This window comes from Pseudomonas sp. HR96 (assembly GCF_034059295.1).
Lineage (GTDB): Bacteria > Pseudomonadota > Gammaproteobacteria > Pseudomonadales > Pseudomonadaceae > Aquipseudomonas.
In genome coordinates this window covers 3,169,719-3,195,934 of sequence record NZ_CP139141.1, presented here as the reverse complement: position 1 = coordinate 3,195,934, position 26,216 = coordinate 3,169,719, and the positions used below count along the sequence as shown (strand labels likewise).

Genomic DNA, 26,216 nt, shown 5'->3' with positions numbered 1-26,216 from the left:
TCATCTCCGTTCCAGAACAGGTTGGGCCAACAGCACGGGCTCGCTGGCTGCGGGAAGGCTGAGTGCTCGGCCGACGCGCTGTTCGAGGCGGGCGCCGAGGCGGCTGAGCGGGTAGGAAAGTGCGAAATAGATCAGCAGCACCAGGCCGTAGATGAGTAAAGAGGAGTAGCCGCGGGTGATGAGGATCTTTCCGGCAAACGTCAGTTCCACGACGCCCAGTTGCGAGGCCAGTGCGGTGTCCTTGATGAACGACACCATGAAGCTGAACGCCGGCGGCAGCACCACCTTCCATGCCTGCGGCAGCATCACCAGGAAGATCACCTGCACGGCGCTGAAGTTGAGGGTCTGCGCCGCTTCGATCTGCGCCTGGGGCACCGAGTCGAAACCGGCGCGGAAGATTTCCGCGAGATAGGCCGTCGCGATCAGGCAGACGGCGATCAGGCCGATGACGAAGAACGACAGGTTGGTGCCCATGGCCTGCAACACGAACAGGGTCAGGAACAAGGTCACCAGAAACGGGATGCGCCGCATCAACTCGACGAAGATGATCGACAGCACGCGTACCGGCAACAGATAAAGGCTGCGGGTGCGCCGCAGGCAGGCGATCACGAAGCCAAGCAACAGGCCCATGCTGCAGCCCACTGCCGCCAGGGCCAGGGTGTTCCAGGCCGCCTGGAGCAGAAACGTCAAGGTGAAACCGCTGAACAGTTGATGCAGTTGCTGCGACCAGGTCAGCATCAGATGAACCTCGCACGTACACGGAAACAGAAGTAGCCCAGTGCATACAGGAACAGGCTGGCAACGAAAGTCAGCACCACGTAGATGCCCGCCGTGACGCTGAACGCCTCGATGCTGCGCATGGTGGTGGAACTGATGTCGATGGCCTTGCCGGCCAGTTCGTTGACGCCGAACAGGCCGCCGATCGAGCTGCCGAGCAGAATCCAAATGAAGAAGTTGGAGAGCATCGGGTACAGGGTGGCGGCCAAGTGCGGCAGGGTCACGTAGCGAAAGCTCTGCCAGGCGCTCATGTTCAAGGTGGCTGCGGCTTCCAGTTCGGCCTGTTTCACCGAGACCAGGCCACCGCGCAGAATGTCCGTGAGGTAGGCACCGGCATTCAGCGCCAGGCCGATCAGCACTGCGGCCATGGGCGAGAGGACTATGCCCAGATCCGGCAGCCCGTAGAACAGGATGAAGATCTGGATCAACGAGGGCGTGTTGGTAAAGAACACCACGTAGCTGCGCACCAGCTTGCGCACCCACGGGCGTGCATGCTGCTGCGCCAGGGCGCCCGCCAGGCCGATCGCCATGCCCGCCCAGAAAGCGCTGAAGGCGACCAGCAGGGTGACTCCGGCGCCCGCCAGCAGGTCAGGCCAGGCCTTGAGAATGTCGCCGAACTGAAAGCTGTAGTGCATGACGATTGCTCCGCAGGATCGTGCCGCCATCGGCGGGAAAGCTCAGGCTCGGGTGCATCAGAAATAGGGCGAAGGGACCACCTTGACCAGCATCGGCGCCTTGAACCAGGTCTCCCAGGTCTGGTTGACGAAGCCTGAGGTGTGCAGGTTGTACAGCGCCACGTTGAGTACATCGCGCAAGCCTGTGTTGTTCTGTGCAAGGCCTATACCGTCGTAGGCGGTGTTGAGCGCTTCGGGCAGGGTCTGCCAGTGCACGTCGGGGTAGTTCTTGGTGAACGGCACGTAGAACTCGATGTTTTCCACCAGCGCGTCGGCGCGGCCCTGGGCGATCGAGCGGATGGTGTCGGCCATGGTGTCGACGAACAGGACCTTGGCGTTGGGCAGGTTCTGCTTGAGGAAGTCGGCGGTCCACACGCCGCGGATCAGCACCAGGGTGTACTTGCTGTCGTTGAGCTCTTTCCAGTTGCCGATCTTGACCTTGTCGGTGGTCAACACACCCATCGATTCGGTGTGCAGCGGGACGGTGTAGCTGATCAGCTTGGCGCGCTCGACGGTGCGAGTCAGGCCACCGAGGCAGATGTCGATGCGATCGGTGACCAGAAAGGGCACGCGCTGGGCAATTTCGGTCATGACGAATTCCGGCTTGACCCCGAGGGCCTCGGCAAGTTTTTTCGCCACGTCGATGTCGAAGCCTTCCAGCTCGTTGTTGGTGCCCAGCGCCGATTGCGGCGGGGAGTTGGGCAGCACGCCGACACGCAATGTGCCGCTTTTCAGAATCTCTTCCAGCGGGCGTGCCTGGGCGCTTTGTCCGGCCCCGGCAATCAGCAGCAAACTCAACATCGCGAGTGCAAATTTCTTCAGCATGCTCCACTCCAGACCTGTTCAGGCGGGCTGCTCCGGGAATCGGAACAGCGGGCGTTTTTTGATGATTATCAACAATCCGCAGAGTGTCAATACGACCCCTTGCGGGACCGGAGGGTGACCATGGGCCGCATTGTGCGAGCAGGGAAATCAGCAGCAGAACCGGCCAGGGGCCGTGAAATTGTTCGGCAAGTGCTCTGTGAAAAATCCTATCGGTTTGTTTTTAATCGGATTTTCATGTCGATACGGGGTGGGTCGCACGCTCGCGGACGGCGCCTTGAGCGCTTGTCCGCAGCGGGTTGCGCTGGCAAATGCGCTCGACCACGGGGCAGCCTCAAGCTAGCAAGTGCGGTGGCGACCCGAAAGGGTGCAGAAAATAAAATCGTTTATTTTTTTCCAGCGCATCCTCTCAATCGGCGAGCGCCACTGCTTGCTCGTTGCCATCCTGCGCATGGGTGTGCGCGATGAAGCGCTCCACCGCGCGACTGAATTTCTGTTGCCAGATGGCCTGGGCTCGTTGCAAATCGCGGGCCTTGATGGCTTCGAAGAGGGCCATTACATAGTTGATGGCATCGCCCTCGCGGTCGGTGTAGGCGATCCGCGAGAGGTTGTTGAACCGGTGAACTTCGGCCGTCAGTTCGTCGAAATAGCGCGAGCAACGGGCCAGGCCACTGGCCTGGACGATGCTGCTCTGAAACTGCATGTCGTTGGCGATGGAGTTGGCCTGGCTGTCCTGACGAGCCAGCTTCAAGGCATTCCTGGCCAGGCTTTCGAGTTGCTTGAGCACTGCCGCAGTCAACTGCCCTGGCTGATCAATCAGCGCCTGCAGCGCCAGTTTGCCGAGCGCTGCGCGGATCGAATACACCTCCAGGATGGCGCTGGGGTCGAGCTCGGCGACGATCGCGCCGCGGTTCACCCGCATCTCCACCAGGCCCTCTCGGCTCAAGCGACGGAGCGCCTCGCGTACCGGATGGCGCGACAGGGCCAGTTGCTCGGTCAGCAGTTTTTCGATCAGGCGTTCGCCGGGGCGGAACTGGCCCTGGATGATCGCGGCACGAATCTGGTCCGCCGCGTGCTCGGCGCTCTCCAGGTTGGACATCGGCGCGAGCACGGCGCCCGCGACGTTTTTCTTCGAAACCATAGTGCTTGCCACCCACCCTCTACGTGTATCGGCGGAGCTTATCACGGCCCTCGACGGATGTGCGGCGGCCGTTCACCGCGAAAAAACACCTTCGAACAGGCTTGACGGATTGTTGACAATCAGCAATTCTGGAAATGTATTCGAGCAGCCACAGGTCGAACGTCCGATGATTTCCAGCCAAGCGTCACCTTCGCACAACCTGCCATTGCAGGATGCTTTCAAGCAGTCCATGCGCCGCCTGGCGGCCAGCGTCAGCGTCATCACCTGTGCCTTCGAAGGCCAGTGGCACGGCCTGACCGCCACGGCGGTGACGTCGCTGTGCGCCGAGCCAGCGTCGATCATTACCTGCATCAACGCCAACGCCTCACTGATCCCTGCGTTGACCGCCTCGCAGCGCTTCTACGTGAACCTCTTGAGCTGCGAGCACGTGGCGATCTCGAGCAATTTTGGTGGCCGCCTGAAAGGTTCCGAGCGTTTCACCGAAGGCCAATGGGCGTCAGGCGAGGAGGGTGTTCCGTATCTGGCCGACGCCCAGGCAAGCCTGTTCTGCGAGGTCGAAAAAGCCATCGCCTACGGGACCCACATCGTGCTGATCGGACGGGTCAGGGATGTGCGCTTCAGCGAGCAGGTCTCCCCGTTGATCTACCAGAACGGCCTCTATGTCGGCGCGGCGCCGCTGGCAGCCGCACCTTGATTTGCAGTTCAAACCCTTTATCGATTCCCTTGAGAGGAACCAGCCGATGAAATTCGGGCTTTTCAGTTTGATGACCTTGCGCGACCACCCGGACGGCGTCGCCGGGGTCATGGCCGATACCAGGCAGATGGTCCAGGCCGCCGAACAGGCGGGTTTCGACATCGCCTGGTTCGCCGAGCACCACTTCTGCAACTACTCCTCCTCGTGCTCGCCCCTGATGATGGCCAGCTACGCCGCTGGCTGGACCTCGAAAATCAAGCTGGGCGCCGGGGTACTGGTGTTGCCGCTGTACAACCCGCTGCGCCTGGCACAGGAAATTGCGCTGCTCGACGTACAGTCCCAAGGCCGCGCAATCATCGGCCTGGGGACCGGCTACCAGTTGTTCGAATTTGAGCGTTTTGGCGTGCCCATCGAAGACAAGGTGGACATCTTCCTCGAGTACTGGGACGTCATTGAACAGGCGCTGACCAAGGGTGAGGTGGAGTTTCAGGGCAAGCATATCCAGGTGCCGCACACCACGTTCGCCATTGGCCCACAGCAGAAGCCCCTGCCGCCGGTGTACTACACCTCGACGCAGCCGGCGTTGCTCGAGCGCTTCAAGAACAGCGCCGCTATTCCGTTCCTGGCTGCCAGTACGCTGGGCTCGCCAGTGCTCTACAAGATGGTCGACGGGCTCAATGCCAATTGGCAGGCGGTGGGCTGCGAGCCGAAGAGCAAGCCGCTGTCGATCATGCAGTACGTGCATGTCACCGACAGCCGCAGCGAGGCGCTGGAAGCCGGTGAGCGCGCGCGCTACGTCGGGCGTATCGCCCACCATCTGCGGCATAACGTGTTGCCCATGGACGGTAATTTCATTCGCGACCAGGCCGTCGACGGTGAGCAGAGCATCGAGCAATACACCGCCAACACCGTGGTGGGCAGCGTGGAAGAGGTGGCGGCGAAAATGATCGACAACATCCAGCACCTGGACCCGGTGCATTACGCCTGCAACTTCCAGTTCGGCTGCATGCCGCTGGGCCGCGCACGGCGCTCGCTGGAGCGGTTCGCCAACGAGGTGGTGCCGCTGATCGAGCGCGAGCTGGGGCCGTTGGAACTGATCGGTCGGCGATAGCGCCGGCCGACCGGTTCCCGCCCGCTGGTTTGCGACAACCGCCAGCGGCCATGCAATCGAGTGTTAGACGGCCAAGGCGCGGTACAGCGCCGGTCGGGCAACCCCTCCTTTTCAGTCGTTCGCTGCCCAGTTCCCTCACACAAGGTGGCGATGCATGTTCGGCTACGTCTTTTATTGGTCACTGGTCTGGGATGCCCTGCCGCAACTGCTCGCAGGTGCCTGGTTGACGCTGCAGATCGCGCTGTTGTCGATGTTGGCCGGCACGCTTGTCGGCCTTGGCCTGGCGTTGCTGCGACAGAATGGCAAGGGCCTGCCATTGCGTCTGGCCAGCGCCTGGGTTGAGCTGGCGCGAAACACGCCGGTGCTGTTCCAGATCTACATGATGTACTTCGGCCTCGGCTCCCTGCACATCCAGATCAGCAGCTATGCGGCCGTGCTGATCGCGCTGTCGTTCAACAACGCCGGCTACCTGGCGGAGATCTTCCGGGGCGGCCTCGCCGCTGTGCACCGTCAGCAACTGGCTGCCGCGCGGTCGCTGGGTCTGAGCGCACTACAAAGCTACCTGCACGTGATCTTTCCGCAACTGTTGCGCATCGTTTTCTACGGCTACGTGACGCAGGCAGTGTGGGCCATGCTCAACACCTCGCTGGGCATGCTGGTAGGCCTGCATGAGCTGTCAGGTGCCGCCCAGTCGGCGCAATCGGTGAGCTTTCGCAGCTTCGAGTTCTTCTTTATTACCGCGTTGATCTACTACCTGCTGGCCAAGTTCATGGAGCTTGGCGCGCGGGTGGCATTTCGGCGCTGGCTGAGGGTTTGACCATGCAATTTGTTTTGGCCGATCCCGGCCTGCATTGGCGCGATGCGCTGTTCCTGCTGCAAGGCGCAGGGCACACCCTCTGGGTGACGGCGGTTTCCGGGCTGATCGGCACGCTGTGCGGCATCGCCTTGGGCTGGATGCGCTTCAGCTCCGCGGTGCTGCGCGTGGTCACGGCGCCCTATATCGACGTCGTGCGCAGCGTGCCGCTGATCATCCAGCTGGTGCTGGCCAACAGTTTCCTGTCGTTGGCAGGCGTCGGCTTCGACACCTTCTGGCTGTGCGTGCTGGTGCTCAGTTCGTCGATGGCCGTGGTCACCGCCGAAGTGGTGCGCGCCGGCCTCGCCTCGGTGGCGCAGACCTTTCGCCGGTCGGCGCGCTCGCTGGGCATGTCCGGCTACCAGGAGTTCCTCCACATCAGCGCTCCGTTGGCGCTGCGCACCAGCTTCAGCGCCTGGGTCGGCCTGCTGCTGGGCCTGGCCAAGGACAGCGCGCTGGTCAGCGTGGTGGGTTACGTGGAGTACATGAAGTCGTCGCAGATCCTCATTACCCGCACCAACGAGGCGCTGCTGTTGCTGTTCGGCGTCGGGGTCTTCTACTTCGTGATTTGTTACCCGGTGTCGCGCCTCAGCGCCCGGCTGGAAAGGAGGATGGCGCTGTGATCGAGATACGTGGCGTACGCAAGCAGTTCGGCAACATCGAGATTCTCAAAGGCATCGACCTCGACGTGCACAAGGGCGAGCTGCTGTGCCTGCTTGGCGCCAGTGGCTCGGGCAAGTCGACCCTGCTGCAGTGCATCAATGCGCTGGAGCCGATACAGGGCGGCCACATCAAGGTCGACGGCATCGATGTGCATGACCGCAAGACCGACCTCAACAAGTTGCGCCAGAAGCTCGGCATCGTGTTCCAGCAGTTCAACGCCTTTCCGCACCTGACTGCCCTGGAGAACGTCGCCCTGGCGCCGCGTCTGGTGGCGGGCAAGAGCCGGCGCGAGGCGCGGGAGATTGCCGTGCGCCACCTCGAACACGTCGGCCTTGGTGGCAAGGCAGAACTGCTGCCCTCGCGCTTGTCCGGCGGCCAGCAGCAGCGCCTGGCCATCGCCCGGGCGTTGGCCATGCAGCCCAGCTACATGCTCTTCGACGAGGTGACCTCGGCACTGGACCCCGAGCTGGTCGGCGAGGTGCTGGACACCATGCGCATGCTGCGCAAGGAGGGCATGACCATGGTCGTGGTCACCCACGACATCGCCTTCGCGCGCAATTCCAGCGACCGCGTGGCGTTCCTGCATTCAGGCACGGTCGCCGAAATCGGCACCGTGGCCCAGGTGCTCGGACAGCCCACCAGCGAGCACACGCGCAAGTTCCTGCGCCGCGAACATCAATGAATCCCCTCACAGCGAGAGCAAACGACATGCGTACACCGGCATTCTGGAAACCCGCAGCCACTCTGCTGCTCGCCTTGGCGGGCGTGCAGGCATACGCTGCTTCGACCCTTGACTCGGTGGTGCAAAGCAAGACGCTGCGCTGTGGCGTGATGCTCGATTCGCCGCCATCGGGCTACCGTACCGCCGACAATACCCCCGATGGCTATGACGTGGCGTACTGCAACGACATGGCCAAGGCGCTGGGGGCCAAGGCGGTGATCGTCGAGACGCCGTCGCCGGACCGGATTCCGGCGCTGGTTTCCAACCGTATCGACGTACTGATCGCCTCGACCACCAACTCTTCGGCGCGCGGCCTGAGCGTGGCGTTCAGCCAACCGTACCTGAGCGTGCCGATTGCCGTGTTGACCCGCAAAGGCAGCGGCATCAAAGGTTGGGATGACCTCAGGGGCCACCCGCTGGGCGGCGTCACCGGCACCACCACCGAGCAGTTCCTCAAAGCCGCCATTGACAAGTGGAACGCGCCGAACACGGCGTACACCGGCTACGGCAACGACAACGATTCGTACATGGCCCTGGAGCAGGGCAAGGTCGACGCCATCCTGCTGTCGGTGCCGGTGTCGACCTTACTGATCAAGAGTGGCCAGTTCCCGCACCTGGAAATGGCCGGCAATGCACCGATGCCACCCGACCTGCTGTCGATTGCGGTCAAGCGTGGTGACCTGGAGTTTCTCGACTGGACCAAATTGTTCGTCTGGAACCAGGTCGCTTCGGGTCGCTACAAAGAGATCTACAACCAGTACTTCGCGCCAGGCGACGCACCGTCCCTGAGCGTCAGCGGCGTCAACTATTGATCAACCCGAGGGCAGCAAAATGAAACGCCAGTCACTGCAGTTGTGCTCCATGTTCCTCACTCTGGCCAGCCTGGCCGCCATGCCCCAGGCCAACGCCGCCTCGGCGCTGGACCAGATCGTGCAATCGAAGAAGATGCGCTGCGGGGTCATGCTCGATTCGCCGCCTTCCGGTTACCGCACCCCCGACAACAAGCCTGACGGCTTCGACGTCGCCTACTGCCTGGACATGGCCAAGGCCTTGGGTGCCACCGCCGAAATCGTCGAGACGCCGTCGTCCGATCGCATTCCGGCGCTGGTCTCCAACCGCATCGACGTACTGATCGCCTCGACCACCAGCACGGTGGCGCGCGGTATGACAGTCGGTTTCAGCCAACCGTACATGAACTACACCACAGCGGTGATCACCCGCAAGAATACCGGCATCAGCAAGTACGCCGACCTCAAGGGCCACACCCTCGGCGGCGTGACCGGTACCTCGACCGAGCAGATGCTGAAAAAGGATGTGGCCGCCTGGAACGACGGCAAGACCTCGTACATTGGCTTTGCCAGCGACACCGAGGCCTTCCTCGCGCTCCAGCAGGGCAAGGTCGATGCCGTGCTGCAGGCCACCGCCGTGGCCAGCACGTTGATCAAGAGCGGGCAATTCCCCGACTTCACCATGGCCGGCGAAGCGCCGTTTCCTCCGGATCTGGTGTCCATCGCGGTCCGCCGCGATGACCACGAGATGCTCGACTGGGTGAAGTTGTTCGTCTGGAACCAGGTGGCTTCCGGGCGTTTCGCCGAGGTGTATCACCAATACATCAGCGACACCGCGCCGCCTGCGCTGGCGGTCAAGGGCGTCGATTTCTGACACCGGGTCGCGCATTCCATCACTCAAGGAGGTATTCATGCTCAGTTTCGATCTGCACAACCGTCGCGCCCTGATCACCGGCGGTGCTTCGGGCATTGGCCTGGAAACCGCGAAGATGCTCGCCGGCTATGGCGCCACGGTGGCCATCAACTATCTGCCGGATGACCCCCGTGGGCCCGCTGCGGTGGCGGCGATCATCGCCGCCGGTGGGCAGGCGATTGCCGCTCCCGGCGACCTCGGCGACCCGCAGGCTGCCGCCGCCATGGTCGATACGGCCATCGCCGAACTCGGCGGCCTGGACCTGCTGGTCAACAACGCCGGCACCCCGGGAGTGAGCAAGCCGATCCCGATCGGCGACCTCGACGGCGTCAGCGAGGAGCTCTGGGCGTTGATTCTCAACACCAACCTGATGAGCGTATTCCGCTGCTCGAAAGCCGCCGCCAGCGCCTTGAAGGCCAGTGGCGGCGCCATCGTCAACACCGCGTCGATCGCCGGCTTCGGCTCGGTCAGCAGCAGCATCAGCTACAGCGCCTCGAAGGCTGCGGTGATCAACCTGACCAAGAACCTCGCCCGGGCGCTGGCGCCGGAGGTGCGGGTCAACGCGGTGGCCCCAGGGGCAGTGATAAGCAGCTGGGCCATCGAGTGGACCGAGGATCACAAGAAGAGCTCGGAGAGCGCCACGCCGCTCAAGCGCTGGGCAACCACCGCCGACATCGCCGAGATGATCCTCTACCTGGGCTTTGCCGCGCGCATGACCACCGGGCAAACGCTGATCGCCGACGGCGGCATATCGATCTAGCCGATCTGGGCTTCTACCGCAGTCTTCTCCAACACCGACCAGACCTGGGCGATCTTCTCGTCCTGGTACTGGTAGAAGACGTTTTCGCTGAACTGCACCCGCCGGCCGTTCACCGCCACCCCAAGGAACACGCCGCTGGGCGAGCAATCGAAGGCCAGGCGGGCGGCCACGGTCTGGGCATCGGCGACCAGCAGCGCAATATTGAAGGACAGGTCAGGGATGTCGCGAAAGTCGCGTTCGAGCATGGCCCGATAGCCGTCCAGGCCGACGTGCTTGCCGTTGTAGTGCACGTCCTCGGCTACCCATTGACCGAGGACGTCCCAGGCCTGGCGGTTGAGGCAGTCGATGTAGTGGCGGTACAGGGTAGCAAGATCAATCATGGGGTTGTCCTCAAGTGTGCTGGATGGCGGCTGGCCCCATTGCGGGTCAGCCGAGCCACTGGCGCACCCGACCAAAGGTCGGATTGGCCCGTTCACATGGTCAAGCAAAGGCAAATGGCCATATGTATAGTAGCGCCATTGCATCTCCTGGCCGTCGTCCATGAATTACCGCGGCCCGCTTTGGCGCCTGTTGCTCTTGCTCTTTGTCGTGCTGCCGGCCCAGGCGGCACCGGCCGTGCTGCGCGTGCTCGCGTGGCCCGGTTATGCCGACAGCGACCTGGTGGCCGGTTTCGAGCAGCGCTACGAGGTCAAGGTCGAGGTGACCCTGGTCGGCAGCGATGAAGCCTTGCGCAACAAGATGAGCGAGAACCAGGGCGGCAACTTCGACGTCATCGCGGCCAATACCGCCGAGGTGCACCGCTATGTCGACCAGGGCCTGCTGCAGCCGCTGCACCCCGAGCGCATTGCCAACACCTCGCGGCAACTGGCGCATTTTCGCGATTACGCACGGATTCCGGACATTGTGGTCGGCGGCCAGCTGTACGCCATTCCATACGTCTGGTCGGACATGGGCCTGATCTACGATCGCCACCAGTGGCAGAGCCCGCCGGAGTCGATCGACAGCATGTGGGACGCGAAATGGCAGGGCCGGGTGCTGGCATTCAATACCAGCAACCACAACTTTTCCCTGGCCAGCCTGTCCCTGGGAGGCGACCCGTTTCGCATCAAAGCGGACGAATTTGCCCGGGTGACCGCGCGCCTGGTGGCCCTGCGGCGCAATGTCCTGACCTTCTATTCGCTGCCCGAAGAGGCCGCCGAGCTGTTTCGCAGCCATCAGGTGGCGTTGCTGTTCGCCAACTATGGCCGCCAGCAGCTCAAGCAGCTGCGCGACGCCGGCGCCGATGTCGGCTATGTGATCCCGCGCGAAGGCGCGCTGGCCTGGCTGGACTGCTGGGCGATCAGCCGGGGTGCCAGCGACCCCGTGCTGGCCGGCAAATGGATTGATTACATGCTCGAGCCCCAGGTCAGCCACGCGCTGACCGAGCGTCAGGGGCTGTCCAATACGCTTGAGGAGCCGGCCGAAGCCGGGTCGCCCCGGCCGCTGATCTGGATACGGCCGGTGGAAGATGACCAGCGCCGGGCGGCGCTCTGGCAACGAATCATCTCTGGCGAACGGCCACCCCTGCTGGAGGCTGGGCAATGAAGATCGGCATTGCCTTCAAGCTGGGCTGCCTGATGGCGCTGTTCGGCGTGCTGCCGACGGTGTTGGCCGGCTATTACAGCTACAACAGCAGCCGCGAGCTGATGCTGCAGGCGGCCGAACGCGACCTGCTGACCTCGGCGCAGGTCCTGGGCCGCAACCTCAACGCCAACCTGCGCAACATCTCGCTGGACGCCACGGTGCTGACCCACGGCCCACGGGTGCACGAGCTCGACAGCATCGCCGACCCGACGCAGCGCAAGACCGTGCAGGACAACCTCGCCGAGTCGTTTCGCGCGATGCTGCTGGCGCACCCCGACTACATGCAGATCCGCCTGATCAGCGCCGCCGACCATGGCCTGGAGTGGGTCCGCCTGGATCGCGACGGCTCGCGCGTGGTACGTGTCGACGGCCACGACCTGCAGGAGAAGGGGCATTACGCCTACGTGTTCGACGCCTTGCGCCTCAAGCCTGGCGAAGTACGCATCTCGCCGATCGAGATCAACCACGAGCAGGGTGCCCACTCCGGGCTTGGCAAGCCGACCCTGCACGTGTCCACGCCGGTGGCCGATGCCGCAGGCAAGGTCTTCGGCCTGATGGTGATCAACGTCGACCTCGATCAGTTGTTCGGCCAGTTGCAGACCGACCTGCCCAGCGAGTACCAGGTCTACCTGGCCAACCGCTGGGGCGACCTGCTGGTGCATCCGGACCACCGGCGCACCTTCGGCTTCGACAAGGGCCGGCGCCTGTTCCTGCAGGACGAGTTTCCCGAGGTCCTGCGGCTGCTCAGCAGTTCCGGCCCGGCCAGCGTGATCAGCCGCAGCGTCGAGCAGAGCCAGCAGGCCCGCGATGATCGTCTGGTGTCAGCCTTCGTGCGGCTGTCGAATGATCGCAGCGCCGCCGAGCCGTTCATCGTGCTGGGCCTGGGGCAGCCGCAGAGTCATGTGCTGGCCCAGGCATCCCAGGCCGGCAAGGCGATCGCCCAGATTGCCCTGTTCTTCAGCCTGCTGGCGCTGTTTGTGGCCTTTGTCGCCTCCGGTGCGCTGATTGCGCCACTGCGCAAGATGACCGAAGCGGTCGAGCTGTTTTCCCGCGAGCGCAAGATCAGCCCGCTGGCGCCACGGCACGACGAGCTGGGCGTGCTGGCGCGCAGCTTTCTGGCCATGAAACAGGAGATTCTCAGCCAGTTGGAGGACCTCACCCGCAGCCGCGCGGCTTTCGAGCACCTGGCGCGGCACGACGCGCTGACCGAACTGCCCAACCGCCGGGCTTGCTTCGAACAGCTGGAACTGGCCCTGGTGCGGGCGCGCACCCATGACGAGCAGATGGCACTGTTGTTCGTCGACCTTGACCACTTCAAGGAGATGAACGATCAACATGGCCATCGCTTCGGCGACCAGGTATTGATCGCGGTGTCCAAGCTGCTCTGCTCGGTCAGCGAGGCGCACGGCAACGTCGCGCGGCTCGGCGGCGACGAGTTCGTGATCTTCTTCGAGAACGTGCAGCACACGCAGAAGATCATCGCGCTGTTGAACAAACTGCACCAATGCTTCCAGCTGCCGCTGGTGATCGAAGGCAAGCGCGTGCATATTCACGCCAGCATGGGCGTCAGCCTGTTCCCGCGCGACGGCGATGACATCGGCGCGCTGATCCAGCATGCCGACCATGCGATGTATCAAGCCAAGAGTGCAGGGCGCAATCGCTATTCGTTCGTGGCCCAGGACGTCAAGGAGCAGGTATGAGCAACATCCGGGTGATGACCCTCGACGACTACGACACCCTCGTCGAGTTGATGCGCCAGACCCCCGGCATCTCCCTGCGCGACGCCGACTCGCGCGAGGCCACCACGCGTTACCTGTCGCGCAACCCGGGCCTGAGTTTCGTCGCCGAGCAGGACGGGCAGATCTGCGCCTGCATCATGTCCGGCCACGACGGCCGCCGCGGCTACCTCCAGCACCTGCTGGTGCTGCCAGCCTGGCGCCGGCGCGGGATCGGCGAAGCATTGGTGCAGCGCTGCATCGCGGCGCTGGAAGGCGAGGGCATCGCCAAGTTCCACCTCGACGTGCTCAAGGGCAACGCGCTGGCTGCCAGCTTCTGGCGTGCCCAAGGCTGGTACCTGCGCGAGGACATCGACCGCTATTCCTTTACCCGACCGGGCAACGACAACGCCTGAAGCAGTCGCGTCCACGCTTGCGCAGGACCAGGCTTGCCCGGGAACGGCGTTACCCTCTTTGACCATTACTCTTAGCGTAACAATCATGCGCCGACCTTGATTGATGCCTCCCTGCGCTGGGCCTAAGGTTCCTGCAAGCCATCCCACCCTGTGGAGTTTGCATGACCATTCCATTAACGGCCGATCCGCGCTGGTCGCGGCGGCGCAGCGAAAAGCAGCGGCGTCTGGCGCTGGTCGAACACCTGGCCGACGGCGCAGTGCTGCCCGGCGGGCGCCTGGTCGAGGCGCTGGAAGCGCTGTTGATGCCCGGTGACCGAGTGGTCCTCGAGGGCAACAATCAGAAGCAGGCCGATTTTCTTTCGCGCACCCTGGCCAAGGTCGACCCAGGCAAGGTGCATGACCTGCACATGATCATGCCCAGCGTCGGCCGGCCGGAGCACCTCGACCTGTTCGAGCAGGGTATCGCGCGCAGGCTCGACTTTTCCTTTGCCGGCACCCAGAGCCTGCGCATCAGCCAGTTGCTGGAAGACGGCCTGCTGGAGATCGGCGCGATCCACACCTACATCGAGCTGTACGCCCGGCTGGTGGTCGACCTGATCCCCAACGTAGTGCTCAGCGCCGGCTTCATGGCTGACCGCGCCGGCAACATCTACACCGGTGCCAGTACCGAAGACAGCCCGGCATTGATCGAGCCGGCGGCGTTCAGCGACGGCATCGTCATCGTCCAGGTCAACCAGTTGGTCGACGACGTCAGCGAACTGCCAAGGGTCGACATCCCGGCCTCCTGGGTCGACTTCGTGGTCGTCGCCGACCGGCCGTTCTACATCGAGCCACTGTTCACCCGCGACCCGCGCCACATCAAGCCGGTGCACGTCCTGATGGCGATGATGGCGATCCGCGGGATCTACCAGAAACACAACGTGCAGTCGCTCAACCACGGCATCGGCTTCAACACCGCGGCCATCGAATTGATCCTGCCGACCTATGGTGAATCCCTGGGCCTGAAGGGCAAGATCTGCCGGCACTGGACGCTCAACCCGCACCCGACGCTGATCCCTGCCATAGAAAGCGGCTGGGTGCAGAGCGTGCATTGCTTCGGCACCGAGCTGGGTATGGAGAACTACATCGCCGCCCGCCCGGATGTGTTCTTCACCGGCCACGATGGCTCGATGCGCTCCAACCGCATGGTCTGCCAGCTGGCCGGGCAATACGCGGTCGATCTGTTCATCGGCGCCACCTTGCAGGTCGACGGCGACGGCCATTCCTCGACCGTCACCCGCGGCCGTCTCGCCGGTTTCGGCGGTGCGCCGAACATGGGCCATGACCCGCGCGGCCGCCGCCATGCCACGCCTGCCTGGCTGGACATGCGCAGTGGCGCCGCAGGTGCCGGGAGCGTTGGGAGTGTCGAGAGTGCCGATGCGACGCTGCTCGAGCGCGGCCAGAAGCTGGTGGTGCAGATGGTCGAGACCTTCCAGGAAGGCGGCAAGCCGACCTTCGTGCCGACCCTCGACGCCGTGGAAGTGGCGCGCAAGAGCGGCATGCCGCTGGCGCCGATCATGATCTACGGCGACGACGTCACCCATCTGCTGACCGAGGAGGGCATCGCCTACCTGTACAAGGCGCGTTCTCTCGAAGAGCGCCAGGCGATGATCGCTGCGGTCGCCGGGGTGACTGCCATCGGCCTGCGCCATGATCCGGCCGAGACCGAGCGGATGCGCCGCGAAGGCTTGATCGCCTGGCCCGAAGACCTCGGCATCCGCCGCACCGACGCGCGGCGCGAGCTGTTGGCGGCGCGCAGCGTGGCTGACCTGGTCGAGTGGTCGGGCGGCTTGTACAACCCCCCGGCAAAGTTCAGGAGCTGGTGATGGCGATGATCCTGTCTGTGCAATCTCGACCGCCGTTCGCTGCCCAGGCCGCGCGACTGGCGGACCTGGCGGTGGCGGCGTTGCTCGACGAAGTCAACCTGTCGCCCAAGCCGGCGCTGGTTGACCTCCGCGGCAGTGGTGCCCATGACGACCTCAGCCTGGCTCTGATGCACGCCTCGGCGCGTTCGCTGTGGCCGTGCTTCGCCGCCATGGCCGAGGCCGGGGCCAGTCTCGACGACCCGCTGGCATTGCGCGAAGCCATCGGCCAACTGGGCCGCGACGGCGAAGCCGCGATGTTGGCCGTCACGGCCGGTGTCAACACTCACCGCGGCGCCATCTGGGCCTTGGGCCTGCTGGTTACAGCCGCCGCCCAAGGCACTTGGCAGTGGCCCGAGTTGATTGCCCGCGCCGCGCAACTGGCGCGTCTGCCGGACCGCATGAGCGACAGCGCTGCCAGCCACGGCGCGCTGGTCAAGCGCCGCTATGGCAGCGGCGGTGCTCGCGAGCAGGCGCAGGCAGGTTTTCCTGCGGTGGCCCTGCATGGGTTGCCGCAGCTCAGGCGCAGCCGTGCGCAGGGTCACGGGGAAACCCCGGCGCGCCTGGATGCGTTGCTGGCGATCATGAGCGTGCTCGACGATACCTGCGTGCTCTACCGCGCCGGCCCGCCGGGCCTGCATACCCTGCAAAGCGGTGCCCGCGCAGTGCTCGCCGCTGGCGGCACTGCAACCCTGGCCGGGCGCCGGCGCCTGGCCCAGCTCGACCGCCAGCTGCTGCAACTGAATGCCTCGCCGGGCGGCGCGGCCGACCTGCTCGCCGCCTGTTTGCTGATCGACAGCATCGCCTCGCTCTCATCGAGCATCCACACTCGGAGCGCCACCTGATGGAAACCCTGAATTTCAGCTTCGCCGCCGGTGCTTCCGGGCGAGGTCGTACCCTGGTCGGCTGCGTCGGTTCCGGTGACCTGGAAGTGCTGATGGAATCCGCCCCGGCGGGCGTTTTGACGATCAACGTAGTGACTTCGGTGAACGGCAGCGCCGCGCGCTGGGAGCATCTGTTCACGCGCCTGTTCGGCGGCAGCCTGCCGCCGGCCGTGCACATCGACATCCATGATTTCGGCGCCACCCCCGGGGTGGTCCGCCTGCGGCTCGAGCAAGCGCTGGAGGAGATTGGCCATGACTGACACCGAGCGTTTGCTGCACCGTCACAGCTTCGTCGAACTGGGCGCCCGGCAGCGGGCCAAGGCCTTGCTGGACGATTTTCGTGAATTGCTCGACCCCTTCGCCCGCCTGATGTCGCCGTGGCTGCAGCGCCAGGGCGTGGTGCCGCAAGCTGACGACGGTGTGATCATCGCCAAGGGCGCGCTGCAGGGCAGGCCGCTGGTGTTGGCCGCCATCGAAGGCGCGTTCCAGGGCGGCAGCCTCGGTGAGGTGGGCGGCGCGAAGATGGCCGGGGCGTTGGAGCTGGCCGCCGAGGACAACCGCAACGGCATTCCTACCGCCGCCATCCTTTTGCTGGAAACCGGCGGAGTGCGCTTGCAGGAGGCCAATCTCGGGCTGGCGGCGATCGCCGACATCCATGCCGCCATCGTCGACCTGCGCCAGTACCAGCCGGTGATCGGCGTGGTCGCCGGCAGTGTTGGCTGCTTTGGCGGCATGTCGATTGCTGCCGGGTTGTGCAGCCATCTGCTGGTGACCCGCGAAGCCCGCGTGGGCCTCAATGGCCCGCAAGTGATCGAGCAGGAGGCCGGCCTCGGCGAATACGACTCGCGTGACCGGCCGTTCATCTGGGCCCAGACCGGCGGCGAGCAACGCTTCGCCTCGGGCCTGGCCGATGCCTACGTGGCCGACGACGTGGCGGCGATCCGCGAGCAATTGAACGAGTGGCTCGAGCACGGCCTGCCGCCGGTCCAGCGCAGCCGCCAGCACGGCTTCTACCTCGACCGACTGGCTCGCCTGGACAGCGCCGAACAGCTCGACCCGCTGGCAGTGCGGGCATTGTATGAAGGAGTACGTGCATGAACGGCTATTCCCTGCGTGGCCGCACCTGGTTCGACGCCCTCGCCAGCGCAGACCAGCCCGTTGCCGGTTTGCCAGCTTCCCTGCGGGTTGCCGATGGCGAGCTGGAGGGCCGCGCTGCGCGCTGGCTGGCAGTGATCGCCGATCCGGACAATCCCTTCCCCCGCGCGCGCAGTGGCGAAGTCGGCCTGCTGGAGGGCTGGGGTTTGGCGAAGGCGGTCGATACTGCCATCCAGGAGGATGCCGAGCGCGCGCACAAACGCGCATTGATCGCCATCGTCGACGTGCCGAGCCAGGCCTATGGCCGTCGCGACGAGGTGCTGGGTATTCACCAGGCGCTGGCCGGCGCGGCGGACAGTTATGCGCGGGCGCGGCTGGCCGGTCACCCGGTGCTGGCCTTGCTGGTCGGCAAAGCCATGTCCGGGGCCTTCCTGGCCCACGGCTACCAGGCCAACCGGTTGATCGCCCTGCGCGATCCGGCGGTCCAGGTGCATGCCATGGGCAAGGCCTCGGCAGCGCGGGTCACCCAGCGCAGCATCGAGGAGCTCGAAGCGCTGGCCGCCAGCGTGCCGCCGATGGCCTATGACATCGACAGCTACGCCTCGCTCGGGCTGCTCTGGCAAACCCTGGCGGTGGAACGCATCGAACAGCCCACTGCGCAGGATCTCGAGCGCGTGCGCACGGCGCTGCGCGAAGCGCTGGCGGACGTCGTCGGCACCCCGCGCGACCTGTCGAGCCGGCGTGGCGCGGCCAACCGCGAGGCCTCGCAGCGGGTGCGCCAGTTGCTGCGCGAGCAATGGTAGTGGACGCCCATGACTTGCTCTGGGGCTCGCTGCCACTGCCCGCCGACGCTCCGCGCTGGGCCTTTGAAGTCCTCCGGGACCCGCAGGCCCCGGTGGTGGTGCGGCGTGCGCCAGCACCCGCTGGCTACGTCGCAGTCGGCATTCGTGGCCGTGCTCGCGAGCAGCGTTTCGGCACGCTGATGGCCCTGCAGGCAGTGCAGCGACGGGTCACGCCCGAACAGCTCGCGCAGGTGCCGGCGGGCGGTCACTGGCCGGCACTGCGCGCCTTGGCCGAGGTCCGCCAGCGGCTGGCTGGGCTGGCCTGGGGCGTCGCGGGTAGCGCCGCCTACGAGCTGGCTAGCGGCTTGCCGGCGGTGCACGCGCAAAGCGACCTGGATTTGATCCTGCGCGCTCCGCACGCCATCGACTCGCTGGCAGCGCAACGCTTGCTGGCGTTGCTCGAGCTACCCGGCTGTCGCGTCGACCTGCAACTGCAGACCCCGTTCGGCGGCGTGGCGCTGGCCGAATGGGCCCGCCGGCCGCGCCAGGTCCTGCTCAAGACGCAGCGAGGGCCGCAATTGGTCATCGACCCCTGGAGCGGTCGATGAGTGTGCTCCTGGCGTTTCCCGGCCAAGGGGCGCAGCGCCCGGGCATGCTCCATGAGCTGCCCGACGAGCCCAGCGTGCGCGCTTGTCTGGAAAGCGCCAGCGAAGTGCTGGGCGAGTCGGTACTGGACCTGGACAGCCGCGCAGCGTTGGCCTCGACCCGCGCCGTGCAGCTGTGCCTGCTGGTGGCGGGCGTGGCGGCCGCCGGCCTGTTGCCGCCGGCGCAATTCGTTGCGGGGCTGTCCATCGGCGCTTATCCGGCGGCGGTGGTAGCGGGCGCGCTGGCGTTCCCCGATGCCGTGCGCCTGGTGGCCTTGCGCGGCGAATTGATGCAGCGGGCGTTTCCCGAAGGCTTCGGCATGACCGCGATCCTTGGCCTGGAGCTGGGCCAGTTGCAGCCATTGATCGACCGCGTGCATGGCCGCGACACACCGGTGTATCTGGCCAACATCAACGCCGAGCGGCAGTTGGTGATTGCTGGCAGCGATGCGGCCATGCAGGCAGTGGCCCGCCTGGCCCGGCAGCAGGGCGCGGGTCTGGCGCGACGCCTGGCGGTGAGCGTGCCGTCGCACTGCGCCTTGCTGCAACCGGCAGGCGCGCAACTGGCGGCGGCGTTCGCCCAGGTGCAATTGCAACGTCCGCGCCTGCGCTATCTCAGCGCCAGCAGCGCCCGGCCCATCGTTCAAGCCGAGGCCTTGCGCGACGACCTGGCGTGGAACCTGTGCAGGGTGGTCGACTGGCGCGGGGTGATCCAGCACGCCTACGAGCGTGGCGTGCGCCTGCACCTCGAGCTGCCGCCTGGCACAGTGCTCAGCGGCCTAGCGCGACCGCTGTTCGGCAGCGGTGCGGTGGCCTTTCAAAGTGCCCGGCGCGACAGCCTGCTGACGCTCATCGAAGAGGAGGGCGAGCGCACCCCCTGACCTGGCGGCACCCGCTTGCGAGCATAACAACAACAATTTCGATCAAGCTATCGAGGGCAACACGATGATCATTTACGGTGTGGCATTACTGGCGATCTGCACATTGGCCGGGTCGATTCTCGGCGACCTGCTGGGTGTGCTGCTGGGCGTCAAATCCAATGTCGGCGGCGTCGGCATTGCCATGATCCTGCTGATCTGCGCGCGGCTGTGGATGCACAAGCGTGGCGGCATGAGCAGGGAGTGCGAGATGGGCGTGGGCTTCTGGGGCGCCCTGTACATTCCGGTGGTGGTGGCCATGGCCGCCCAGCAGAACGTGGTCGGCGCCCTGCACGGCGGGCCCATGGCGCTGCTGGCCGCCGCAGGGGCGGTGGTGATCTGCGGCTGCACCATTGCTCTTATCAGCCGTACCCATCGCGGCGAGCCGCTGCCGGCCGAGCCGCCGTTGGCCGATCCGCTGCTCGCTGCAGTGCCCGTCACTGCGGGAGGACGCTGACATGGGCGCACTCATCGCCAGCTCTCTGGAGCACAACGGCCTGATCACAGCCTTCGCCTTCATCGGTGTGGTGATGTGGCTTTCAGTGGTGCTCTCGCGCCGCCTGACCTTCGGCCGAGTGCACGGCTCGGCTATCGCGATCGTCATCGGGCTGATTCTCGCCTGGGTGGGTGGCACCCTCACCGGCGGCCAGAAGGGCCTCGCCGATCTCTCGCTGTTCTCCGGCATCGGCCTGCTCGGCGGTGCCATGCTGCGCGATTTCGCCATCGTCGCCACGGCCTTCGAAGTGCAGGCCACCGAGGCGCGCAAGGCTGGCCTGATCGGCACGGTGGCGCTGTTGCTGGGCACCTTGATGCCGTTCTGTTTCGGTGCGGGTATCGCCTGGCTGTTCGGCTATCGCGATGCCGTGAGCATGACCACCATCGGCGCCGGCACCGTCACCTACATCGTCGGCCCGGTGACCGGCGCGGCGATTGGCGCGAGCTCCGACGTGATGGCGCTGTCGATCGCGATCGGCCTGATCAAAGCCATCATGGTCATGGTTGGCACGCCGTTCGCCGCGCGCTGGATGGGCCTCGACAACCCACGCTCGGCGATGGTCTTCGGCGGCCTGGCTGGAACGGTCAGCGGCGTCACCGCAGGCTTGGCGGCGACCGACCGGCGCCTGGTGCCCTATGGGGCGTTGACGGCAACCTTCCATACCGGGCTCGGTTGCCTGCTCGGGCCGTCGGTGCTTTATCTGATCGTGCGGGCGTTGGTGGGAAGCTAGATTTCAGCCCTGCCGACCGGCATACAACCGACACTCGGCCAACAGCGCCAGCAGGTTGGGGTCGCGTTCCTTGGCCTTGAGGAACACCACGCCGATCTGCTGTTGCAGGCGATAGCGCGCCTGCAGTGCAATCAAGCGCACGCGATTTTCGTAGACGGCGGCGATGCGGCCGGGCAGCAGCGCGTAGCCAACGCCCGAACTGACCATGCTGAGCAGGGTGAAGATATCGTTGACCTGCATCGCGACCTTGGGCTCGAAGCCGGCTTGCTCGAACACCCGTATGCCGTCCTGGTGGGTGGCGAAACCCTGGGTCAAGGTAATGAAAGTGGCATCGCGCAGGTCGCCGAGGTCGACCTGGGGCTGCGCGGCGAACGGCGAGTCCACGGGCGCTGCGAGGAAAATGTCGTCAGTGAACAGGGCGATCTGCTCGCAATCCGGGTCGCTCTGCCGCGACTCGATGGAGATCAGAGCTGCGTCGACTTCCATGTTCTTGAGCTTGAACATCAGGTCCAGGTTGGAGCCCATGATCAGGTCGATGTTGAGTTCGCTGCGCCGCAGCTTGAGGCCCATGATCAGTTGCGGCACGGTTTTCACCGTCAATGAATATAGGGAGCCGAGGCGAAAACGCGCAGCGGAAAAGCCCGCCGCCTGGCGCGTCAGCTGGACGCAGGCGTGCACGTCCTGCAGCAGTTTGTGCGCGTGCTCTTCGAGCACATAGGCACCCTCGAGCGGCGTCAGATTGCGCCCCTCGTGCTTGAACAAGGGGCAGCGCAGGGCGCTCTCCAGCGAGTGGATGGCGCGATGCACGCTGACCGTGCTGGTGTCCAGCTGCGCGGCGGCGCGCGCCAGGTTGCCGGTGCGCATGAACGCGAGGAAGATTTCCAGTTTCTTCAGGGTCAGCTGTTCGTCGATCTGCATGGGGCTCCGGCCAGTGCTGCCAAGTCATGGGCTCGGCGGCAACATAGCATCACTGGCCAGCATTCGGCTTCATTCGGCGACGCGGATCACCACCTTGCCCAGGTGCTGGCCGCTGCGCAGGTGCTCGAATGCGCCACGCGCCTGGTCGAATCCAAACACCCTATCGATCAACGGTTCGATCGGCGCCCGCACGCAGGCTTCCAGCATCGGCCGCGCGCCGACATTGGTGGAGCGCAGGCTGGCGCCGCATTGCATCAGCTGGAAATAGTCCAGCGGCGCGCCGCTTTCACCGAGAAAGCCCACCAGCACCACCTCGCCATCGAACGCCACGGCCTGCAGCGATTGGCCGATGGTCGCCGGGCCGCCCACCTCGACCACCTTGTCCACGCCACGACCGGCAGTCAGCGCCTTGACCCTGGCACCCCATTGCGGCGTTTCGCGGTAGTTGATCACCTCGTCGGCGCCCAGTTCGAGCAGACGCTGCGCCTTGGCCGCCGACGACGTGGTGGCAATCACCCGTGCGCCCATGGCCTTGGCGTATTGCAGGGCGAAGATCGACACGCCACCACTGCCCAGGGTCAGCACGGTTTGCCCAGGGCCGGCCGGGGCGCTGCCATGCACGCTGTTCCAGGCGGTCACGCCGGCGCAGGGCAGGGTGGCCGCTTGTTCGTAGCCAAGATTATCCGGCAGTGGCACCACCGCTTCGCGGGACAGCACCTTGTATTCGGCCAACCAACCGTCGCTGTCATAGCCGTAGCTGCCGATGGCCCGCTCGGCGCGTTTCGGCCCGCCAAACCAGCGCGGATGAAACAGCCCGACCACCCGCTGGCCCACTGCCAGGTCTGTGACCCCGGCGCCGACCTCGACGATCTCTCCGGCGCCATCGCTGACCGGAGTGATGCCGGCGCGAGTAGGTTTGAGGATGCCGCCTTCGAGCAGAGCCAGGTCGCGATAATTCAGGGCCACCGCGTGAACCCGGACCAGCACCTCGCCGCGTTGCGGACGCGGAACGTCTTCTTCATGACGGCGCAGCCCGTCGAGTTTAGGCGAATCGAATCGGTAGATGTGCATGCTGACTGCTCCTTGTGGGTCGGTGAGTTCCATACTATTCGCTTGAAAAAAACCATAAATGGGCAAACAGTTGCTTCACTACCAAGGAAAACTTGCTGATGAATCTGCTCAAGGCCATGCAGCTGTTCGTCTCCATCGTCGACAAAGGCAGCCTCACCGCCGCAGCCGAGGCCAGTGATTTGACCCCGACCATGGTCGGCAACCATCTGCGCATGCTCGAAGAGCACCTGGGCATGAAGCTGCTCAACCGCACCACCCGCCAGCAGCACCTGACCCAATTCGGCATCGGCTACTACCAGCGCTGCGTGGAGATCCTCGGCCTGGTGGCGGATGCCGAGACGCTGGCCTCGGCCGCCCGCGCCGAGCCTCAAGGCCGACTGCGCATCAGCGTGCCGCACGCGTTTGGCCTGGATCGGCTGATGCCGGCCTTGCGTGACTATCTGCAGCGCTATCCCAAGGTGGACCTGGACGTGATTTTCAGCGACCGCCTGGTGGACCTGCTCGAGGACGGATTCGAGGCGGCGATCCGCATTGGCGACCTGCCGGACGCCGAGGTCATCGCGCAACCCTTGCAGCCCCACGCACTGACGCTGTGCGCCGCACCGGACTATCTGCAACGCCGCGGTCATCCGGCGCACCCGCGCGACCTGGCCGCGCATGATTGCCTGACCTATCTGTACGCAGCCCGAGGCGCCGCCAGCGACAGCCGCGCGCTGTGGCGCCTGCGCGGCGCCGATGGCGAGCATGTGCTGAATGTCGACAGCCGGGTGCAACTGAACAACGGCCCGGCACTGCGCGAAGCGGCGCTTGCCGGTATGGGCATTGCTCTGCTGCCGGCGGTGGTGGTGGCGCACGATATCGCCACGGGCCGGTTGCTTGAGCTGTTCGCGGATTACCAATTGCCGCAGCGGGCGCTGCACCTGCTCTATCTGCCTGACCGGCGGGGCTCGCCGAAACTGCGCAGCTTTGTCGAATTCATGGTGCAGCGGTTTGGCCGGGTGTGATCGGGTGGGAATTTTCTGGGGCTGACAGGCTCAGTTGAACATGAGCCCGAGGAGAACCGTGTCATGTCCCGTTCGTTCAAGGTTGGCGATGCTGTACGGTGGAATTCGGATGTGGGTGAGGTGCATGGCAAGGTGACCAAGGTGCACCATTCGGCCGTGGAGTTCATGGGCAAACATCGGCCGGCTTCCAGGGAAGCTCCGCAGTATGAGGTCAAGAGCGACAAGACCGGGCACCTGGCGATGCATCATGGGGAGGCGTTGCATAAGGTTTGATCTAGCTTTTGATCTGCTTTTGATCTGGCTTTTGATCTGGCTTTTGATCTGGCTTTTGATTTGCTTTTGATCTGGCTTTTGATCTTGATCTGCCGCGACTTCAGCAGGCCGACTGAAGCAGCGCGGGAGTGGTGGCGCGAGGCAGGAGCCGAGCGAGCGCCGCGCGGCCAGGGACGGCCGCTCGGCGCGTACGCCACGGAGCGATGCGTAAGGAGGGAACCCGTAACGTAGCGTAGCGAAGTGGAGGGCCAATGAACGGAGCGGAGGCTTTTTGGTTACTTTTGGGCCTTTCCAAAAGTGACTCGCCGTAAGGGCGAAAAGGTGAATGCGTACCTCCCCTAGAAATGGATTAGCTTAAAAATCAACGAGTCGCTACTGCGATATTGAAGCTTATCCGGCATCTCCAAGGCGGCCAAAGGCCCCTTTCGCTCTTACAGCGAGTCACTTTTGGAAAGGCCTGTACGGACCGGACACATGGTTGACGGGTGTGCGGGGACATGGTGGACACTTCCAGCGAGCCACTTCGCCGGAATCCCACCATGACCTGGAACACGAGAGATGCCATGAGTCTGAAAGAAGAGTTCATAGCCTTGGCGCGGCTACCCGGCAGTAATAAAAGAGAGCTGTGTCGACGATTTGGGATCAGTCCGCAGACGGCCTATAAATGGCTAGGGCGCTACGAAGCGCTAGGCCAGGCAGGACTTGAGGAGAGGTCTCGCAAGCCCGCGACCAGCCCGAAGCTGACCGATACCCAACTGCAAGCTCAAGTGATCGCTCTGCGCAAAGCACATCCCGCCTGGGGTGGACGCACCATCAGCAATGTCCTGAACAAACAGATCGCCCCCAGCACTGTAACCAGCGTCCTGCATCGCCATGGACTGATCGAGCCTGCTGCGAAGGAACACGAAGCCAAACTGCGCTTCGAGCACGATGCGCCGAATGATCTTTGGCAGATGGACTTCAAAGGGCACTTTGCAACGCAACAAGGTCGGTGCCATCCATTGACCATGCTGGATGATCATTCTCGTTTCAACCTAGCCATTCAAGCTTGCGACAACGAGCGAGGACCCACCGTGAAAGAGAAGATGATCGAGGTGTTCGAACGTTATGGTCTGCCAGCTCGAATCAACGTCGATAACGGTGCGCCAAGGGCTCGCCGCGAAATCCCGGAGAGATAACAGAATTAAGTATCTGGTTGATTCAACTGGGAATTCGCATCAGTTTCAGTCGCCCATATCATCCTCAAACCAACGGCAAGATCGAGCGATTTCACCGCTCGTTCAAGGTGGAAGTATTGGATGGGCACCTGTTCTCGACGTTCAAGGAAGCGCAATCGGCATTTGATCGCTGGCGCGATGTTTATAACCTGCAGCGTCCGCATCAGGCGCTGGAAAACAAAGTCCCCATGCAGAGGTATCGAACCAGCCCTTGGGCATATCCGAAGGTTTTAGCGGAATTCGAGTACGGGCAAGACGACGTCCTGGCGAAGGTTTATAGCAGCCGATTCCGATTCAGGAAGCGTTACTTCAGCATCGCCAAAGGGTTGCTGGGCAAGCATGTGGCCATACGCCCCAGCGTGAGGGGTGAGAGCATGTTTGACGTGTATTTCTGTCATCACCTGCTGCGGACAATCGATATCGACCAGCCCGACTACACTTGATAATGCGTCAACCATGTCTCCGCACATGTGTCCACGATGTGTCCGGTCCGTACAGGCCTTTCCAAAAGTGACTCGCCGTAAGGGCGAAAAGGTGAATGCGTACCTCCCCTAGAAATGGATTAGCTTAAAAATCAACGAGTCGCTACTGCGATATTAAAGCTTATCCGGCA

The 26,216-nt window shown here is 64.2% G+C and carries 29 protein-coding genes and 1 pseudogene; 23 read left to right on the top strand and 7 right to left on the bottom strand.

Going from position 1 to position 26,216, the window contains the following annotated elements; all coding sequences use genetic code 11:
* From SFA35_RS14280 to SFA35_RS14265, 4 genes are all read right to left on the bottom strand, one after another.
* Positions 1-738, bottom strand: coding sequence for an amino acid ABC transporter permease (locus tag SFA35_RS14280; RefSeq protein ID WP_320571192.1), 738 nt, complete (start codon positions 736-738; stop codon positions 1-3).
* Complete coding sequence (locus tag SFA35_RS14275; protein ID WP_320571191.1) at positions 738-1,412, bottom strand: amino acid ABC transporter permease; 675 nt, start codon at positions 1,410-1,412, stop codon at positions 738-740. Before SFA35_RS14275 ends, SFA35_RS14280 begins: the two co-directional genes overlap by 1 nt.
* Before the next feature lie 57 nt (positions 1,413-1,469).
* Positions 1,470-2,276, bottom strand: a complete 807-nt coding sequence (locus SFA35_RS14270) for a transporter substrate-binding domain-containing protein (protein ID WP_320571190.1) — start codon at positions 2,274-2,276, stop codon at positions 1,470-1,472.
* Positions 2,277-2,682: 406 nt separating this feature from the next.
* Positions 2,683-3,414, bottom strand: a complete 732-nt coding sequence (locus SFA35_RS14265; protein WP_320571189.1) for a GntR family transcriptional regulator — start codon at positions 3,412-3,414, stop codon at positions 2,683-2,685.
* Positions 3,415-3,580: 166 nt separating this feature from the next.
* Here SFA35_RS14265 and SFA35_RS14260 point away from each other — a divergent pair, with 166 nt between their 5' ends.
* From SFA35_RS14260 to SFA35_RS14225, 8 genes are all read left to right on the top strand, one after another.
* Complete coding sequence (locus SFA35_RS14260; RefSeq protein WP_320571188.1) at positions 3,581-4,108, top strand: flavin reductase family protein; 528 nt, start codon at positions 3,581-3,583, stop codon at positions 4,106-4,108.
* 46 nt (positions 4,109-4,154) lie between these two features.
* A complete protein-coding gene (locus SFA35_RS14255; RefSeq protein WP_320571187.1) occupies positions 4,155-5,219 on the top strand; it encodes an LLM class flavin-dependent oxidoreductase in 1,065 nt (354 codons plus the stop codon).
* 154 nt (positions 5,220-5,373) lie between these two features.
* A complete protein-coding gene (locus SFA35_RS14250) occupies positions 5,374-6,036 on the top strand; it encodes an amino acid ABC transporter permease (RefSeq protein WP_320571186.1) in 663 nt (220 codons plus the stop codon).
* Between the two features lie 2 nt (positions 6,037-6,038).
* Complete coding sequence (locus tag SFA35_RS14245) at positions 6,039-6,695, top strand: amino acid ABC transporter permease (protein WP_320571185.1); 657 nt, start codon at positions 6,039-6,041, stop codon at positions 6,693-6,695.
* Entirely contained in the window at positions 6,692-7,417 is a 726-nt protein-coding gene (locus tag SFA35_RS14240) for an amino acid ABC transporter ATP-binding protein (RefSeq protein WP_320571184.1), read from the top strand. Before SFA35_RS14245 ends, SFA35_RS14240 begins: the two co-directional genes overlap by 4 nt.
* A 26-nt stretch (positions 7,418-7,443) precedes the next feature.
* Positions 7,444-8,268 (top strand): transporter substrate-binding domain-containing protein, encoded by an 825-nt coding sequence (locus SFA35_RS14235; protein WP_320571183.1) that lies wholly within the window; start codon positions 7,444-7,446, stop codon positions 8,266-8,268.
* Positions 8,269-8,287: 19 nt separating this feature from the next.
* The gene (locus tag SFA35_RS14230; RefSeq protein ID WP_320571182.1) at positions 8,288-9,118 is read left to right on the top strand and encodes a transporter substrate-binding domain-containing protein; all 831 of its coding nucleotides are present in this window, start codon (positions 8,288-8,290) and stop codon (positions 9,116-9,118) included.
* 37 nt (positions 9,119-9,155) lie between these two features.
* The gene (locus SFA35_RS14225; protein ID WP_320571181.1) at positions 9,156-9,917 is read left to right on the top strand and encodes an SDR family oxidoreductase; all 762 of its coding nucleotides are present in this window, start codon (positions 9,156-9,158) and stop codon (positions 9,915-9,917) included.
* Here SFA35_RS14225 and SFA35_RS14220 read toward each other — a convergent pair.
* Complete coding sequence (locus tag SFA35_RS14220; RefSeq protein ID WP_320571180.1) at positions 9,914-10,297, bottom strand: ester cyclase; 384 nt, start codon at positions 10,295-10,297, stop codon at positions 9,914-9,916. The two genes, SFA35_RS14225 and SFA35_RS14220, sit on opposite strands and share 4 nt — an antisense overlap.
* Before the next feature lie 160 nt (positions 10,298-10,457).
* On the opposite strand from SFA35_RS14220, the gene SFA35_RS14215 reads away from it, so the two are divergent.
* From SFA35_RS14215 to madM, 12 genes are all read left to right on the top strand, one after another.
* Positions 10,458-11,501, top strand: a complete 1,044-nt coding sequence (locus SFA35_RS14215) for an ABC transporter substrate-binding protein (protein ID WP_320571179.1) — start codon at positions 10,458-10,460, stop codon at positions 11,499-11,501.
* Complete coding sequence (locus SFA35_RS14210; protein ID WP_320571178.1) at positions 11,498-13,240, top strand: diguanylate cyclase domain-containing protein; 1,743 nt, start codon at positions 11,498-11,500, stop codon at positions 13,238-13,240. The genes SFA35_RS14215 and SFA35_RS14210 overlap by 4 nt, the downstream gene beginning before the upstream one ends.
* Positions 13,237-13,671, top strand: coding sequence for a GNAT family N-acetyltransferase (locus SFA35_RS14205; RefSeq protein WP_320571177.1), 435 nt, complete (start codon positions 13,237-13,239; stop codon positions 13,669-13,671). Before SFA35_RS14210 ends, SFA35_RS14205 begins: the two co-directional genes overlap by 4 nt.
* Before the next feature lie 161 nt (positions 13,672-13,832).
* On the top strand, positions 13,833-15,536 hold the full coding sequence (gene mdcA / locus SFA35_RS14200) for a malonate decarboxylase subunit alpha (protein ID WP_320571176.1): 1,704 nt from the start codon (positions 13,833-13,835) through the stop codon (positions 15,534-15,536).
* A gap of 5 nt (positions 15,537-15,541) precedes the next feature.
* Positions 15,542-16,417, top strand: coding sequence for a triphosphoribosyl-dephospho-CoA synthase (locus SFA35_RS14195; RefSeq protein ID WP_320579041.1), 876 nt, complete (start codon positions 15,542-15,544; stop codon positions 16,415-16,417).
* Positions 16,417-16,716, top strand: a complete 300-nt coding sequence (locus SFA35_RS14190; RefSeq protein ID WP_320571175.1) for a malonate decarboxylase subunit delta — start codon at positions 16,417-16,419, stop codon at positions 16,714-16,716. Before SFA35_RS14195 ends, SFA35_RS14190 begins: the two co-directional genes overlap by 1 nt.
* Entirely contained in the window at positions 16,709-17,554 is an 846-nt protein-coding gene (locus tag SFA35_RS14185) for a biotin-independent malonate decarboxylase subunit beta (protein WP_320571174.1), read from the top strand. The genes SFA35_RS14190 and SFA35_RS14185 overlap by 8 nt, the downstream gene beginning before the upstream one ends.
* Positions 17,551-18,354, top strand: a complete 804-nt coding sequence (mdcE, locus tag SFA35_RS14180; RefSeq protein ID WP_320571173.1) for a biotin-independent malonate decarboxylase subunit gamma — start codon at positions 17,551-17,553, stop codon at positions 18,352-18,354. Before SFA35_RS14185 ends, mdcE begins: the two co-directional genes overlap by 4 nt.
* Positions 18,348-18,941, top strand: coding sequence for a malonate decarboxylase holo-ACP synthase (locus SFA35_RS14175; RefSeq protein WP_320571172.1), 594 nt, complete (start codon positions 18,348-18,350; stop codon positions 18,939-18,941). Before mdcE ends, SFA35_RS14175 begins: the two co-directional genes overlap by 7 nt.
* Complete coding sequence (gene mdcH / locus SFA35_RS14170; RefSeq protein ID WP_320571171.1) at positions 18,938-19,858, top strand: malonate decarboxylase subunit epsilon; 921 nt, start codon at positions 18,938-18,940, stop codon at positions 19,856-19,858. Before SFA35_RS14175 ends, mdcH begins: the two co-directional genes overlap by 4 nt.
* A 64-nt stretch (positions 19,859-19,922) precedes the next feature.
* A complete protein-coding gene (madL, locus tag SFA35_RS14165; protein WP_320571170.1) occupies positions 19,923-20,351 on the top strand; it encodes a malonate transporter subunit MadL in 429 nt (142 codons plus the stop codon).
* 1 nt (position 20,352) lies between these two features.
* Positions 20,353-21,120 carry a malonate transporter subunit MadM gene (gene madM / locus SFA35_RS14160; RefSeq protein ID WP_320571169.1) on the top strand — a complete coding sequence of 256 codons (768 nt, stop codon included), beginning with the start codon at positions 20,353-20,355 and terminating at the stop codon, positions 21,118-21,120.
* Positions 21,121-21,123: 3 nt separating this feature from the next.
* Here madM and SFA35_RS14155 read toward each other — a convergent pair whose 3' ends face one another.
* Positions 21,124-22,038, bottom strand: a complete 915-nt coding sequence (locus tag SFA35_RS14155; protein ID WP_320571168.1) for a LysR substrate-binding domain-containing protein — start codon at positions 22,036-22,038, stop codon at positions 21,124-21,126.
* 69 nt (positions 22,039-22,107) lie between these two features.
* Positions 22,108-23,109, bottom strand: a complete 1,002-nt coding sequence (locus SFA35_RS14150) for an NAD(P)-dependent alcohol dehydrogenase (protein WP_320571167.1) — start codon at positions 23,107-23,109, stop codon at positions 22,108-22,110.
* 98 nt (positions 23,110-23,207) lie between these two features.
* On the opposite strand from SFA35_RS14150, the gene SFA35_RS14145 reads away from it, so the two are divergent.
* The 3 genes and pseudogenes from SFA35_RS14145 to SFA35_RS14135 all read left to right on the top strand — a co-directional run bounded on the left by SFA35_RS14145 (position 23,208) and on the right by SFA35_RS14135 (position 26,046).
* Positions 23,208-24,113 carry a LysR family transcriptional regulator gene (locus SFA35_RS14145; RefSeq protein ID WP_320571166.1) on the top strand — a complete coding sequence of 302 codons (906 nt, stop codon included), beginning with the start codon at positions 23,208-23,210 and terminating at the stop codon, positions 24,111-24,113.
* 63 nt (positions 24,114-24,176) lie between these two features.
* On the top strand, positions 24,177-24,386 hold the full coding sequence (locus SFA35_RS14140; protein ID WP_320571165.1) for a DUF2945 domain-containing protein: 210 nt from the start codon (positions 24,177-24,179) through the stop codon (positions 24,384-24,386).
* Between the two features lie 539 nt (positions 24,387-24,925).
* A pseudogene (locus tag SFA35_RS14135) lies at positions 24,926-26,046 on the top strand (IS481 family transposase).
* The last annotated feature ends 170 nt before the right edge of the window (positions 26,047-26,216 follow it).

Bases quoted from the DNA above. Each gene is read 5' to 3' on its own strand.
- SFA35_RS14155 (WP_320571168.1), bottom strand. From the start codon at position 22,038: ATGCAGATCGACGAACAGCTGACCCTGAAGAAACTGGAAATCTTCCTC.
- SFA35_RS14195 (WP_320579041.1), top strand. From the start codon at position 15,542: ATGATCCTGTCTGTGCAATCTCGACCGCCGTTCGCTGCCCAGGCCGCG.
- SFA35_RS14205 (WP_320571177.1), top strand. From the start codon at position 13,237: ATGAGCAACATCCGGGTGATGACCCTCGACGACTACGACACCCTCGTC.
- SFA35_RS14245 (WP_320571185.1), top strand. From the start codon at position 6,039: ATGCAATTTGTTTTGGCCGATCCCGGCCTGCATTGGCGCGATGCGCTG.
- SFA35_RS14210 (WP_320571178.1), top strand. From the start codon at position 11,498: ATGAAGATCGGCATTGCCTTCAAGCTGGGCTGCCTGATGGCGCTGTTC.
- SFA35_RS14250 (WP_320571186.1), top strand. From the start codon at position 5,374: ATGTTCGGCTACGTCTTTTATTGGTCACTGGTCTGGGATGCCCTGCCG.
- madM (WP_320571169.1), top strand. From the start codon at position 20,353: ATGGGCGCACTCATCGCCAGCTCTCTGGAGCACAACGGCCTGATCACA.
- SFA35_RS14190 (WP_320571175.1), top strand. From the start codon at position 16,417: ATGGAAACCCTGAATTTCAGCTTCGCCGCCGGTGCTTCCGGGCGAGGT.
- SFA35_RS14215 (WP_320571179.1), top strand. From the start codon at position 10,458: ATGAATTACCGCGGCCCGCTTTGGCGCCTGTTGCTCTTGCTCTTTGTC.
- SFA35_RS14270 (WP_320571190.1), bottom strand. From the start codon at position 2,276: ATGCTGAAGAAATTTGCACTCGCGATGTTGAGTTTGCTGCTGATTGCC.
- SFA35_RS14230 (WP_320571182.1), top strand. From the start codon at position 8,288: ATGAAACGCCAGTCACTGCAGTTGTGCTCCATGTTCCTCACTCTGGCC.
- SFA35_RS14235 (WP_320571183.1), top strand. From the start codon at position 7,444: ATGCGTACACCGGCATTCTGGAAACCCGCAGCCACTCTGCTGCTCGCC.
- SFA35_RS14175 (WP_320571172.1), top strand. From the start codon at position 18,348: ATGGTAGTGGACGCCCATGACTTGCTCTGGGGCTCGCTGCCACTGCCC.
- SFA35_RS14280 (WP_320571192.1), bottom strand. From the start codon at position 738: ATGCTGACCTGGTCGCAGCAACTGCATCAACTGTTCAGCGGTTTCACC.
- SFA35_RS14185 (WP_320571174.1), top strand. From the start codon at position 16,709: ATGACTGACACCGAGCGTTTGCTGCACCGTCACAGCTTCGTCGAACTG.
- SFA35_RS14260 (WP_320571188.1), top strand. From the start codon at position 3,581: ATGATTTCCAGCCAAGCGTCACCTTCGCACAACCTGCCATTGCAGGAT.
- SFA35_RS14225 (WP_320571181.1), top strand. From the start codon at position 9,156: ATGCTCAGTTTCGATCTGCACAACCGTCGCGCCCTGATCACCGGCGGT.
- SFA35_RS14140 (WP_320571165.1), top strand. From the start codon at position 24,177: ATGTCCCGTTCGTTCAAGGTTGGCGATGCTGTACGGTGGAATTCGGAT.
- mdcA (WP_320571176.1), top strand. From the start codon at position 13,833: ATGACCATTCCATTAACGGCCGATCCGCGCTGGTCGCGGCGGCGCAGC.
- madL (WP_320571170.1), top strand. From the start codon at position 19,923: ATGATCATTTACGGTGTGGCATTACTGGCGATCTGCACATTGGCCGGG.
- SFA35_RS14150 (WP_320571167.1), bottom strand. From the start codon at position 23,109: ATGCACATCTACCGATTCGATTCGCCTAAACTCGACGGGCTGCGCCGT.
- mdcH (WP_320571171.1), top strand. From the start codon at position 18,938: ATGAGTGTGCTCCTGGCGTTTCCCGGCCAAGGGGCGCAGCGCCCGGGC.
- SFA35_RS14255 (WP_320571187.1), top strand. From the start codon at position 4,155: ATGAAATTCGGGCTTTTCAGTTTGATGACCTTGCGCGACCACCCGGAC.
- SFA35_RS14145 (WP_320571166.1), top strand. From the start codon at position 23,208: ATGAATCTGCTCAAGGCCATGCAGCTGTTCGTCTCCATCGTCGACAAA.
- SFA35_RS14220 (WP_320571180.1), bottom strand. From the start codon at position 10,297: ATGATTGATCTTGCTACCCTGTACCGCCACTACATCGACTGCCTCAAC.
- mdcE (WP_320571173.1), top strand. From the start codon at position 17,551: ATGAACGGCTATTCCCTGCGTGGCCGCACCTGGTTCGACGCCCTCGCC.
- SFA35_RS14265 (WP_320571189.1), bottom strand. From the start codon at position 3,414: ATGGTTTCGAAGAAAAACGTCGCGGGCGCCGTGCTCGCGCCGATGTCC.
- SFA35_RS14275 (WP_320571191.1), bottom strand. From the start codon at position 1,412: ATGCACTACAGCTTTCAGTTCGGCGACATTCTCAAGGCCTGGCCTGAC.